This is a genomic window from Bacillus sp. 007/AIA-02/001, from assembly GCF_004634455.1.
GTDB lineage: Bacteria > Bacillota > Bacilli > Bacillales > Bacillaceae_G > Bacillus_A > Bacillus_A cereus.
Genome location: NZ_SEIY01000036.1, coordinates 1 through 10,690, shown reverse-complemented (window position 1 = coordinate 10,690; position 10,690 = coordinate 1). Strand labels below are relative to the sequence as shown.

The window sequence follows — 10,690 nt, the reverse complement described above, 5'->3', positions numbered from 1 at the left end:
TGTAAAGATTTCAACATTTCTTTTTTCTTATGTAATTCTAAAGCGAACGCTCTATATGCAAACAAAAAGCATTGCTTACTAGAAGTAACATCAATTTCTTTAGTTTCTATATCCTGAAAAACTAAGGTGTCGTGTTTATCACAAAAACCAGTAAAGGTTGTCGCTTTATTTTTACTCTCATCTTTAACATCGTAGATTACACCATCCGTCCCGAAGTCTGTTCTCGTGATAACAACATGACCTTCTTCTTCTATTCTTGACAAGACTCCATTATTTTGTAACGAGTGAGCATTCTTTATTTTCCCTTTACATTGCTCAGAATCTGGATGTAGGCATTCTTTTATTTTTGATTCTTGAGTCATCTTATATGCGTAATGTTTAAATGCCCCTTCTCTCTTTTTACTAGGTACTTTTTCGAAAGGTAACTCTTGATCTTTTCTATTAAAACAACAAGCTCTGTATTTTTTTCCACTACCACATGGACATGGCTCCGTCTTCGCAAACTGTCTAAACTTTATCGGTTCCATATAAATCACTCTCCCTTAAGTAATAATAACATACGACTTACCCATATGTTCTATTTTGTGTAACTGCCTCCTTCGCTGAATCCCTTGGTATCATTGATTTTATTTAACTTTCTCTTTTGAGTTACACAGTACGAAAATTATGAGTAACTGTATAGGGATACCACCAGCATTTCAGAAAAACCCCACGCTAAGCAAAAAATATAATAAGCTGTCCACATGGACAGCTTATTTACATAATTCTCGTTCTCGGAAGTAAATATATTTGGTTTATCCGTGATTCGTAGTAATTTCATCAAAAAAACATTTTAATTCAAAAAACTTTTCTAAATCTCCCATTGTTGAAAAAACTTCTTCCCCTTTTTCATGACAAATAACAATTGAAGGAATCTTCTTAAATAAACCAACAGTTTGCTTCTGTTCTTTAAATTCTATGATTTCTTCATGTTTAATTTCAAAAAGAATTTTATTCATTTTCATTGTTTCTGTATAAAAAATTATTCTCTTATTTGTTGATAACAATAATCCAAATACATCAGGAGAATTAGAAATTATACCGCTTAACATTGAAAGAGAAGTCAAATTGCTATATTTATAATAAGCTTTAATTTGATTTCTCACTTTTTCATTCTCTTCTAATAAAATTTGTTTTAACATATTAAGTCTCTCCTTATATAAAAATAAAATATTGATGATGTTTTCTAAAACCTCTATATCTCTATATTATCATGAAAAGAAAACGTAACGACTTATTGTTTTGCATAATTTTGATTAATAACAAGATTCTTAATGTATTTTTTAAAGAAACAATGACTTTCATAGTAATCTACACTTACTAATCATTCTCACCTGAATATACCTTTAAATCTTCCATTGCTATGGCTATAACGTGTTTTTTCCCAAAATACTACGATACCCCTAGATTTTTAAAAAAATAAGCAATGATTAGATTTTAAACCTAGTCATTGCTTTATCCATTGCATCTTGGTTTACACCTATATAACGTAATGTGACCTTCTCTGACGAGTGATTGAATATCTCCATGAGTAATGCTATGTTTTTTGTTTGCATGTACATGTGATAGCCGTAAGTCTTTCTCAATGTATGTGTACCAATTTCATCTAATCCAAACTCTGCCGCCGCTCCACTTAATATCTTATATGCCATGCTACGACCAATTGGACGATTCTTACCTTGTCTACTTTGCAATAGGTACTCATTATCCTCTCTTTCTTCAATGAACCATTTAAGTTCTCTTTTCAGTGCTGCAGTAATTTGTATTCGTTTCTGTTTCCCCGTTTTCTTTTCTCTCATAGATATATGACTACCTTTGACATCTCCTACCTTCAATTTCAAAATGTCCGAGATTCTTAAGCCTGTATTAATTCCCATAATGAAGAGAATGTAATTACGTAAACTCTTCTCCTTAAAATAATCTTTTAGCTGCTGTATTTGCTCTGGATCACGTATTGGTTGAACGAAATTCATTATTATTCATTACCTCTCGTTTCTTCTGTCTCGTAAACTTCTAATCTAAGAGCAAAAGCAAGTTTATAAAATACTCTTGCCTTAACACGTCGATAAGTACGCTCGCTCATGCCGATTTCGTTATATACCATATAATCACATACATCTTCATCTTCTAAATAACGCTTAATGATGATGTCTCTTTGATCCTTTCCTGCACGTCCATTACCCAAACGACTAAGAAACTGGTCAATACGAAATGATGTTTGCTTAATCCACTCTTCTCTTTTACTTTGTTGGATATTAGCCATCGCTACATCTTCTAATGGCTTTCCTACATCATTTGTAGGCCCGTGATATCTAATTTCATAAGAAGGAGTGACTTTCATTTCTTCACGCATCATTCCAAACTGTCTATATAAACGTACATTTTCGAGAACACCTTCTAATTTTTTCTGCGTTGCTACTCTATCGATTTTTGGTAAGAAAGATAATTGTTTAGTCATGCAAGACCACTCCTTTTTATTTTTTAATTACTTTTGTCTTAATGCTCCACGTCTACGCTCGTAACAAGGTCTATGCATCCTCATTAAATCTTCAATGTCACGAGTACTTAATTTCTCTTTTCGTTTTTTCTCAGTTTTCTTTTTCGCTTGATTCGATTGCTTTTTCCATTCACGTAGTTGATCCTTTAACACCTTCATTTCCCCATCTCCCTTTTTAAAATAAAAAGGACACCTATTCCTAAAACAGCTTTAATTGCTGCTTTAATGAATTGGTGTCCTCTAGTTTTCTAGCCGGACTATATTCGAATGTTATTTTAAATATCCCAATAGTCATTATTAACATCATTAGTATATTTGTTGATTTCCTTCTCTTTCCCACACTTTTCACATTTATAATAACTAACTATCCCCATCTTACCAGTTTTAAAATCTTCATGGTCATGACTTTTAATAAGTTTATATCTATGTATACATTTAGGTTCTTTTAATTTATCAAACCAATTTCCTAACATAAATTAATCCCTTTCCTCTCGAAAATATTCTTTTTATTCCCATCCCCTTAAGCATACCTTTAAAAAGATTCCCAATCAATGAAACGTGATAGCTTGTTTTTCTATAAACAAAAGGATTATTTTGTTAAGTTTCTACAAAATGGTAATTGTTATATAATTAAATTATTAAAATATTAGGTGGTGATGTAGATGACTGAAACAATCCGAATTGCTCTTTTCACTCTTGTAGGAATCAGTGCTTTATTCTCTGTAATTAAGGAATTTCAAAAACCAGAAAAAAGAAAATTTTGGATTATATTTGAAACTTTAGTGCTAATTGGGGCAGCCTGGATGTTAATAGGACTTCTCATGTAACCTACATAATTAGTAACCCCCCTGAATAAAACTCAATATTCCGTTAATACTGTAGACAACCCATTTCGAACCATATTCCATTACCCGAGCAGTTAGCTTTTGCTAGCTGCTTTTTTATTTACGAACACTTTAGACAAGATTTCATACAATATATCCAGTCCTTTCTTATAACTTGAACTCGTCACTTTCGTTATAAAATAGGGTTATGTCCTATAACTTTTTTCAGGAATCATCCATATGTTATATCTGAAAAAGTGGCTCTGCTTTATAAAAAGGTGGTTGCGGAAACAACTGCCTTTTTATTTATGACAAAATGAAATTTTTGTTCAAATTAACGACCATACAATTGGACACATTTACCAGTATTTTCACCAAAAAAATTCATGATATGGTTAATTAGTCGAGTACGTCATTACTTGGCACTTACCCTTAGAAGCCCCGTCGACAATCGGGGTTTCTTTTATCAATATATATTTGTCAAAATAGTTAGTTGAGTGTTAAAATATCATAGATTCTCTTTAGGGAGTTTTCATGTAATTAAACAAGAGTTTATAAGTTCTCGAATCTTAGCCCCTTGGAGCGCCCTTCAAGGGGCTGAACTAATTAAAATAACGATTTTGTTAGGTTCTGCCCCATCCATTTTTTATACGTCTTTCCGCTAAACACATTTTTCTAGAAAATCCTATATTATTGAACAGAGTTATCGACTTTCAACTTGAAAATTTTTACTTTTGATGATGTAACCACCTATAATGGAAATATACTTTTTTTCAAAGGAGGTATCTAATGTATATATCAAATAAAATTGGCTTATTTAGCTGGATTGCAACTTGTCTATACTTTTTAATTGAACCTTTCTTTATTTTCACTTCTACAGCACCTTATAACTATTTGCATCATGCAATGAGTGATCTAGGTGTAACAACCTGCGGAGAATTCACCTACGAAATAGCTCCGTATGAAATATGCTCCCCTAATCATTTTGGGATGAATATACTCTTTATTGTTAATGGAATAACATTTTGTATTGGAGTACTATATATTTCACAACATCTAGAAAAAACAAGAATTAATAGAATAGCAACATTTTTTATACTTATAATAGGAATCTCTACTATAGTTTCAGGATTAATTCCTGCAGATGTAAACCTAATTGGACATTCCATTCTAGTTTGGATAGGCATGCTTACTGTATTTCCAGGACTATTTATTTTTGCTAAGAATCTTAAAAAAACTAGAAAATGGACATATTTCTGTTTACTAAGCCTAATAGTAATAACAATCCTTATCTCACTTGTTTTTCTTTTCCCCTTACCTGCAGGTCTACTACAAAGACTTTTTTACTTGGTTCTTTTCGTTTGGGGAACTGTATCAACCTATAAATTGATAAAATAAAGATTTTGTTTGAAATTCATTAACCTTATTGGTTCCTTTGCATACAGTATTACCACAAGGAATCCCACGGGTTATTCTGGTCAAGTTACCTTGAATTTCTTGCACACCTTAAGGGAAGAATCCGTTTATAACAAACGAGTTCTTTTATTTTTTATAAAATAAGAATTTTGTTCAGTTTCACTCTAAAAGTAAAATTTTCATTTTTTCATTCAACCAAGTTCATAACATATTCTTTTCTTCCCATAAAATAATGATTAGAAGCCCCACACGTATTTTATTCACTGGAAATAATACCTTTTACGTACTTACGTATTAGAAACTTCATTTCTGCTTCTTCTGCAATAGCAATTTTGTTCACTTTTTTGATACATTTATGAAACATTCACATGTTATCTTCAATATGTTTTATTCTTTTTGAAAAACCATGTGAGAATACCAAAACAAGAAGCCCTAGAGCCCTAACTCTAGGGCTTTTTGTTTTTAAATAAGGATTTTGTTAAAAGTCGAATAAAATTCAATATTCTGTTAATAATAATCGCAATACAATCTGCTTCTTACCCAGGTTGTATCGAATCGAGTAGTTTCCCCATTAACTGCTCAATTTTTATTTTTGTTACATAAACTTGATATTTTGGTCCATACTATAATCAATCATGTAATTTTGTACTCCTAAATTCATGGTTGTAATTTCTCATTGCAGTTAGCTTTTGCTAGCTGCTCTTTTTTATTTTCTTTTATTTCAGAATAACATTTTCAAATTTCCTCATACTATTTCTGTAAGTGCGGCTTTTCCTTTGTACAACAGGCAGTTATTTTTATGAACTAGCTGCTTTGTTGTGCAAAATAAGAATTTTGTTTAAAATTTAATAACATTCTCTAGCTTGGTGCATCCTATATCTAAAAGGAGCATTCATGAAAATTTTAAAATACATATCCCTTACTATTGAATGGATTGCATTATTATCAATTTGGTATGTGATATTCTTTCCTTAACCCACAATTTGATTTTCACAGTATGCGTTTCTTTTATCGCACTATTTATTAGCAACAACATATACTTATACGGACTATAAAAAATAAAAAATATAGTTCTTGGTCCGAGAGCACCGTTAGGGCAAATGGTGCTCTTTTCAATTCAAATAACTATTTTGTTTGATTTATTTTTTCATAATGATTTAATTGTCTTTGATAGCAAAAACAAGCAAACGATGCAATTCCTTTAGCTGTTGTTTCATCTGTTATATCGTTAGCAACATAATTAGCAAAGTTATTTGTATACTTCCCATCTTTTGATGTTGTGAAATAAGGAAAATCTGCGCCTATATAATACAAGCCATTCCCATCTACACTTACGTCAAATTCCGTACCATCTGAAGCTTTATATTGAGTTACTAGTTTTAAATCATCCATTTTGTAATACCTCCAATTTTTTTATAAATTAACGCTTTTATAAAGTAATTGATAGCCGCAAAACCCTTTATCATATATATAGAATTTTATCCATAACGTATACAAAGATGAGATTTCTAGAATATGATGGGAGGTAACATATGACTAACTCAAATATTTACGACTTCATTATGAAATACGCCCGAGGACCCCATTTTCATCAAGAATTCCCCATAATATTATTTTGGAGTCAAAAAAGCGGATGTACATCACTTGCTCATTGGTTTTTTTATCAAATCAACTTGTTTAAGGAAGCCATTAAATATAACCCATTCATCCATAATTATGAGTTCGACATTTACAAAAATTCAGTTTACTACTTTACAGGGCTTGCTAATGCCTTATCGACAAATGAAAGACCTACATATAAACTTGTAAGAAATCCCTATAAAAGAGCAGTAAGTTCATTTCTCTCACTAATCCCTCCACCAAATATTGAACATCCCGAATGGCAACCAATTAGACAGTTTTTATATCATGATAAAAACTGTAATAAAAAAATCTCCTTTAAACTTTTTTTATATTACTTAAAAGCACATATGAATAATTTAGATGATGTGAACCCCCACTATGTGCAGCAATATATCCAAGATGAAGAAAAGTTTGTTACAAACCATATTCACCTTGAAAATTTCTCTTCTGAAATCTCAAATTTAGAGGATATATATGACTTAAAGAAGTCCCCATTAGATATATTAACTAAGTCATGGCATCATCAAAGTGGAATCACCATTTTTAAAGGTAACTATGCAGATGCTGATATTACTGATCCTCTATTCCCACGACTCCCAACATATGAAAGTTTTTATGACTCCGAAACTATTCAATTAGTTGAATATATTTTCAAAAAGGATTTCACTGTATACAAATACTCCCTAACTTCCCTCTAAAATATAGGCATTTTTATAATCATAAGTTCATAATTATTACAGAGAAACTTAAGCCACCTACTTAAGTTTCCTCATAATACTCCTGCGAATTGAAGTTGGGCACTATTCTAATAGTGCTCTTTTTCTACAAAATTCAAATTTGGTCTTACTTTACATCTACACGTGTTTGACTTGCTTCTCGACTAAAACCATCAGGATATCTTTTAGCTAATTTTGCAATATTCATTTCAGCAATATCTTGTAACGTATATCCCAGTTCGTGCGCCATAATTGATAAATAATACAGAATATCTCCAAGCTCTAAGGCTAATTTATAAGTATTTCCATCCTCTTCTCCTGGACAATGCGATGGTTGGAAACCATGTCCATGATAAATTGCTTTTTTTACAATATCGGCAACTTCACCAGCTTCGCCTGTAAGTCCTAAAGCTGCATTTGAAACTCGTCCTCCAAAATCAGTTTTGTTATTCCAAGTTCGTAAAGTTGCTTCCTGATAATCATTTAATTCATTAATCGATAAGATACTTGCAATCTGTAAAACTGTATCTTCATTTATAATTTGTTCCTCATTTTTTGTTTCACTCATTAATTTAGTTGCTTCTAATACACCATTTTCCATAATGTTCATTTTGATTTCCCCTTCCTATTTAGCAAATCCCTAATCCTATTGGACGATTTTCAATTAAATACTTATCAGCTTGATCTATTACAAGAAGTGCAACTTCCGCTTGGTGTCTCCTTAACGCTTTTGCCATCTTCGGTAAGCTCATACCTTGACTCCACATTTCACGAAAACGTACTACATCTCTTTCATCCCAAATGAAGTTAGCTTCTTCTAAAGCGATGTATATTTTTAAACGTGATTCCTTCATCACTTCATGATTTCTTGCTACACTCATAAGCGAACCTACTTTCTAAAAATGATTATTTTATCTTTTCAGTAAACTTAGTATCCACACGATCAACTTTACCGTTTACCCAAACCGCAACTTGCTCACCGAATCCGCTCATTGGTGGATTGACTGCTGTAACATTTCCGTCCTTAACTATTAAAAGTTTGTTGCTGCTAACATCAATTTCTATTTTTTTCATATGTTCCTCTCCCTTTTACTACCGCATGTACTCTACTACATCAGGTTTGAATCCACTTCCTAAGTAAATTCGTACCGGAATTATTTCTCTTTTATCCCTTGCTGCCTTACACAATTCTTCAGCTGTATCCCAATCAAAAAACTTATCTACAGCTCTTTGAAATCTCCATATTGCCATTACATATTGTTCAAAGATGTCATAGCGATCATCTTGTTTAGTTGTGCGTGGTAACTCATCCGTACACTTTGCATTCGTTGGAACTTGGACGCGTACATCAGCGTATGTAGTGCGTCCAGTTCCTCTCTTCACATTTGCCTTCATTACATCGAACTCACAAATTGCTGGCTCTACATCGAAAATATTTAGTTGCTTAGGCATGTGCCAGCCCACTCTTCTGAATAAAATCCAGTAATTCACTTGCCCCTTCCTTGCTTAAAAACATTCGACCACCTAGCAACTCTATGTTGGTTTCAGAAACTTCACCCGTTACAAAGCATGACTTTTCATGTCTTCTTAAAACGATGTTTTCCCCATCGACATGAAAATCTAGTGCCGTTCCTTCGGTAATACCTAAAGTTCTGCGTAACTCTACTGGAATTACTACACGACCTAGCTCGTCCACTTTTCTTGCAACACCTGTGTTTTTCATAGCTTTCTCCCCCTTGTTAACTAACTTTTTGTTGTTTATTACGTTGTAACTCTTGTTTCATTGACTCAAATTTTATTAACCACGCTTGCCAACGCTTATCATTTTCTTCTTGCTGTTGCTTTGCTACTTCACAATTACAACCGTTCGTTTCAATCACACCCAGATAAGTTTCTTTACGAATAATTCCTGTGTCATGACATAATACACACATGTTTATTCCTCCTTTTTGAAATTACGCAAACTGTAATTTTCACCTTGCATTTTCAAAACTTGTGTATCTTCCATAATCCGACTAAACTCACGCTCTCCGTACATTCCAGCTAACTCCATGACTCCAAAGTTTGTTGTAAATAAGTTCGTTCTACCTAGCCTACGCTCGAGAATGTCCTTTGTTTTCGTTTTCTTCCAAGTAACTCCCTCAGCATCTTTTTCTGTGAACTCGGCTCCAAAATCATCTAATACAAGTACATCCACATTTGCTAGGATAGACATTAGCCTGTCCTCTGTTAATTCGCTATTTTTATTCCAAGTAGATGTAATCTTTGTAAAGAGTGCGTTCATTTCTATAAACATTGCGCTGTAGCCTTTTCTCATAATTTCTTTTGTAGCTGCTACGCATAAATGACTCTTCCCAACTCTATAATCACCTGTAATTACTATGCTTTCTGAATTGTTAGGATCAAAATTTCTAGCAAAATTCATCATTACTTCTTTAGCATTTGCTAATTCAATTGATGGTGGTTCATAGTTATCGAATGTCACTTTTTTTAACTTAGGATTAATAAGACTGTTATCTGAAAACGAATCGTATAAATGAATAATTTCGTTTTTCTTCTTAATAGCAAGGGTTTCTTTTGCAAGTTGCTGGTCCTCTTGTTCTACTGATATACATTGCGGGCAAAACTCTTGATTTGTTTTTGTATCTATAAGTAAGCGTTTATTACAAACGTCTTTTATTTTGTCTTTTCCGACTATGAAAACATTTGTACATCTATTTGGAGACAACACATAACTTTGATTAAATTTACTCAAAATCGTATTTTTCGATGAAGCTACTGTTTTTCCTAACGCTTGCATTGTTTTTCTCTCCTTTTCTACCTTTGTTTTTAAACTCTATTTCTGCTGCATTCACATCCGCTAAAGTTCGAATGTTTTTATTAACCCACTGTTTTAAAATGCCCTCAGCATAATTCCATTTCTTCTGCTGTTTCAAAGCACGTTCCATAGCTGCTTGTACAAGTTCTTCGCTTGTATCGTTTACCCATTGCGAAATACTTTCGGCGATGAATGTATTTAAAATACCGAAATTATTTTCGTAGAAAGAGAAGATGCTACTACTACTTTGTATATTAATATTTTGTTTATTAGTACTTAGTTCTTTAGTACTTAGTAGTGTTGGATTTTCCACAAATGGAACTTCCACTTGTGGTTTTTCCATTTGTGGATTCTCCACTTGTGGAACTTCATAAATAATCGTCTCCCAGTTAGTTATCTTTCCCTTTTCGTTTTTTACAGGAAACCTTCTAACGTAACCGTATTTTTTCAGTTCTTTCATTCCCACCCTTAAACTATCAATTCCATCTTTTGCATGAGTAGATATTTCCTCCATGTAAAACACCCAATCATCTGGTAACGATAAAATGTAAGCCAATATCCCTTTTGCTTTCCAACTTAAACGTTCATCTCGAAGACCTGTGTTATTAATGGTTGTGTAATTTTTACTTTTATTTACTCGAAATGTTGCCACCTGTTTACCTCCTCGTACAAACTGCAACATATGCTTGACCAATTTTGATGATTCCTTGAATTTCATAATGCGAATAACCATTTTTGAAATACTGCTCAACTATTT

Annotated in this window: 18 protein-coding genes; 3 read left to right on the top strand and 15 right to left on the bottom strand. The window is 32.6% G+C overall.

The annotated features are described in order from the left end of the window. The 6 genes from ES895_RS28845 to ES895_RS28825 form a co-directional block, all read right to left on the bottom strand. On the bottom strand, positions 1–527 hold a 527-nt coding region (locus ES895_RS28845; RefSeq protein WP_205687987.1), incomplete at its 3' end, for an SEC-C metal-binding domain-containing protein. A gap of 267 nt (positions 528–794) precedes the next feature. Further along, positions 795–1,181 carry a PH domain-containing protein gene (locus ES895_RS28840; protein WP_135238867.1) on the bottom strand — a complete coding sequence of 129 codons (387 nt, stop codon included), beginning with the start codon at positions 1,179–1,181 and terminating at the stop codon, positions 795–797. Positions 1,182–1,469: 288 nt separating this feature from the next. Then, positions 1,470–2,012, bottom strand: a complete 543-nt coding sequence (locus tag ES895_RS28835; RefSeq protein ID WP_016090301.1) for a site-specific integrase — start codon at positions 2,010–2,012, stop codon at positions 1,470–1,472. A gap of 2 nt (positions 2,013–2,014) precedes the next feature. Continuing rightward, complete coding sequence (locus tag ES895_RS28830) at positions 2,015–2,497, bottom strand: ArpU family phage packaging/lysis transcriptional regulator (protein WP_135238866.1); 483 nt, start codon at positions 2,495–2,497, stop codon at positions 2,015–2,017. A 27-nt stretch (positions 2,498–2,524) separates the two neighbouring features. Then, positions 2,525–2,695, bottom strand: coding sequence for a hypothetical protein (locus tag ES895_RS29570; RefSeq protein WP_167754546.1), 171 nt, complete (start codon positions 2,693–2,695; stop codon positions 2,525–2,527). Between the two features lie 116 nt (positions 2,696–2,811). Beyond that, positions 2,812–3,009 (bottom strand): hypothetical protein, encoded by a 198-nt coding sequence (locus ES895_RS28825; RefSeq protein WP_135238865.1) that lies wholly within the window; start codon positions 3,007–3,009, stop codon positions 2,812–2,814. A gap of 189 nt (positions 3,010–3,198) precedes the next feature. Between ES895_RS28825 and ES895_RS29565 the strand changes: the two genes are divergently transcribed. Both ES895_RS29565 and ES895_RS28820 read left to right on the top strand, forming a co-directional pair. Continuing rightward, positions 3,199–3,363 (top strand): hypothetical protein, encoded by a 165-nt coding sequence (locus ES895_RS29565; protein WP_167754545.1) that lies wholly within the window; start codon positions 3,199–3,201, stop codon positions 3,361–3,363. Positions 3,364–4,149: 786 nt separating this feature from the next. Further along, the gene (locus ES895_RS28820; RefSeq protein ID WP_000275956.1) at positions 4,150–4,758 is read left to right on the top strand and encodes a DUF998 domain-containing protein; all 609 of its coding nucleotides are present in this window, start codon (positions 4,150–4,152) and stop codon (positions 4,756–4,758) included. Between the two features lie 1,143 nt (positions 4,759–5,901). Here the strand turns inward: ES895_RS28820 and ES895_RS28815 are convergent. Further along, positions 5,902–6,168: a hypothetical protein gene (locus ES895_RS28815; protein ID WP_088025070.1), complete on the bottom strand. Its 267-nt coding sequence runs from the start codon at positions 6,166–6,168 to the stop codon at positions 5,902–5,904. Between the two features lie 140 nt (positions 6,169–6,308). Here ES895_RS28815 and ES895_RS28810 point away from each other — a divergent pair, with 140 nt between their 5' ends. Further along, a complete protein-coding gene (locus ES895_RS28810; RefSeq protein ID WP_135238864.1) occupies positions 6,309–7,097 on the top strand; it encodes a sulfotransferase family 2 domain-containing protein in 789 nt (262 codons plus the stop codon). Between the two features lie 145 nt (positions 7,098–7,242). On the opposite strand, the gene ES895_RS28805 is transcribed toward ES895_RS28810, so the two are convergent. Genes ES895_RS28805 through ES895_RS28770 form a run of 8 tightly spaced genes read right to left on the bottom strand, consistent with a single transcriptional unit; the run spans position 7,243 to position 10,585 of the window. Continuing rightward, a complete protein-coding gene (locus ES895_RS28805; protein ID WP_135238863.1) occupies positions 7,243–7,725 on the bottom strand; it encodes a nucleoside triphosphate pyrophosphohydrolase family protein in 483 nt (160 codons plus the stop codon). A gap of 19 nt (positions 7,726–7,744) precedes the next feature. After that, positions 7,745–7,996 (bottom strand): hypothetical protein, encoded by a 252-nt coding sequence (locus ES895_RS28800; RefSeq protein WP_042991632.1) that lies wholly within the window; start codon positions 7,994–7,996, stop codon positions 7,745–7,747. Positions 7,997–8,021: 25 nt separating this feature from the next. After that, positions 8,022–8,189, bottom strand: a complete 168-nt coding sequence (locus ES895_RS28795; RefSeq protein WP_000717826.1) for a DUF3954 domain-containing protein — start codon at positions 8,187–8,189, stop codon at positions 8,022–8,024. An 18-nt stretch (positions 8,190–8,207) separates the two neighbouring features. After that, positions 8,208–8,567: a cell division protein SepF gene (locus ES895_RS28790; RefSeq protein WP_135238862.1), complete on the bottom strand. Its 360-nt coding sequence runs from the start codon at positions 8,565–8,567 to the stop codon at positions 8,208–8,210. Then, complete coding sequence (locus ES895_RS28785) at positions 8,560–8,838, bottom strand: AbrB/MazE/SpoVT family DNA-binding domain-containing protein (RefSeq protein WP_135238861.1); 279 nt, start codon at positions 8,836–8,838, stop codon at positions 8,560–8,562. The genes ES895_RS28790 and ES895_RS28785 overlap by 8 nt, the downstream gene beginning before the upstream one ends. A 16-nt stretch (positions 8,839–8,854) precedes the next feature. After that, positions 8,855–9,049 (bottom strand): hypothetical protein, encoded by a 195-nt coding sequence (locus tag ES895_RS28780; protein ID WP_048567695.1) that lies wholly within the window; start codon positions 9,047–9,049, stop codon positions 8,855–8,857. Positions 9,050–9,051: 2 nt separating this feature from the next. Beyond that, a complete protein-coding gene (locus tag ES895_RS28775; RefSeq protein WP_135238860.1) occupies positions 9,052–9,915 on the bottom strand; it encodes an ATP-binding protein in 864 nt (287 codons plus the stop codon). Next, the gene (locus ES895_RS28770) at positions 9,863–10,585 is read right to left on the bottom strand and encodes a DnaD domain protein (RefSeq protein ID WP_048567697.1); all 723 of its coding nucleotides are present in this window, start codon (positions 10,583–10,585) and stop codon (positions 9,863–9,865) included. Before ES895_RS28770 ends, ES895_RS28775 begins: the two co-directional genes overlap by 53 nt. Positions 10,586–10,690: the final 105 nt, after the last annotated feature.

Bases quoted from the DNA above. Each gene is read 5' to 3' on its own strand.
- ES895_RS29570 (WP_167754546.1), bottom strand. From the start codon at position 2,695: ATGAAGGTGTTAAAGGATCAACTACGTGAATGGAAAAAGCAATCGAAT.
- ES895_RS28815 (WP_088025070.1), bottom strand. From the start codon at position 6,168: ATGGATGATTTAAAACTAGTAACTCAATATAAAGCTTCAGATGGTACG.
- ES895_RS28810 (WP_135238864.1), top strand. From the start codon at position 6,309: ATGACTAACTCAAATATTTACGACTTCATTATGAAATACGCCCGAGGA.
- ES895_RS28775 (WP_135238860.1), bottom strand. From the start codon at position 9,915: ATGCAAGCGTTAGGAAAAACAGTAGCTTCATCGAAAAATACGATTTTG.
- ES895_RS28785 (WP_135238861.1), bottom strand. From the start codon at position 8,838: ATGAAAAACACAGGTGTTGCAAGAAAAGTGGACGAGCTAGGTCGTGTA.
- ES895_RS28795 (WP_000717826.1), bottom strand. From the start codon at position 8,189: ATGAAAAAAATAGAAATTGATGTTAGCAGCAACAAACTTTTAATAGTT.
- ES895_RS28835 (WP_016090301.1), bottom strand. From the start codon at position 2,012: ATGAATTTCGTTCAACCAATACGTGATCCAGAGCAAATACAGCAGCTA.
- ES895_RS29565 (WP_167754545.1), top strand. From the start codon at position 3,199: ATGACTGAAACAATCCGAATTGCTCTTTTCACTCTTGTAGGAATCAGT.
- ES895_RS28830 (WP_135238866.1), bottom strand. From the start codon at position 2,497: ATGACTAAACAATTATCTTTCTTACCAAAAATCGATAGAGTAGCAACG.
- ES895_RS28840 (WP_135238867.1), bottom strand. From the start codon at position 1,181: ATGTTAAAACAAATTTTATTAGAAGAGAATGAAAAAGTGAGAAATCAA.
- ES895_RS28820 (WP_000275956.1), top strand. From the start codon at position 4,150: ATGTATATATCAAATAAAATTGGCTTATTTAGCTGGATTGCAACTTGT.
- ES895_RS28790 (WP_135238862.1), bottom strand. From the start codon at position 8,567: ATGCCTAAGCAACTAAATATTTTCGATGTAGAGCCAGCAATTTGTGAG.
- ES895_RS28800 (WP_042991632.1), bottom strand. From the start codon at position 7,996: ATGAGTGTAGCAAGAAATCATGAAGTGATGAAGGAATCACGTTTAAAA.
- ES895_RS28805 (WP_135238863.1), bottom strand. From the start codon at position 7,725: ATGAACATTATGGAAAATGGTGTATTAGAAGCAACTAAATTAATGAGT.
- ES895_RS28825 (WP_135238865.1), bottom strand. From the start codon at position 3,009: ATGTTAGGAAATTGGTTTGATAAATTAAAAGAACCTAAATGTATACAT.
- ES895_RS28780 (WP_048567695.1), bottom strand. From the start codon at position 9,049: ATGTGTGTATTATGTCATGACACAGGAATTATTCGTAAAGAAACTTAT.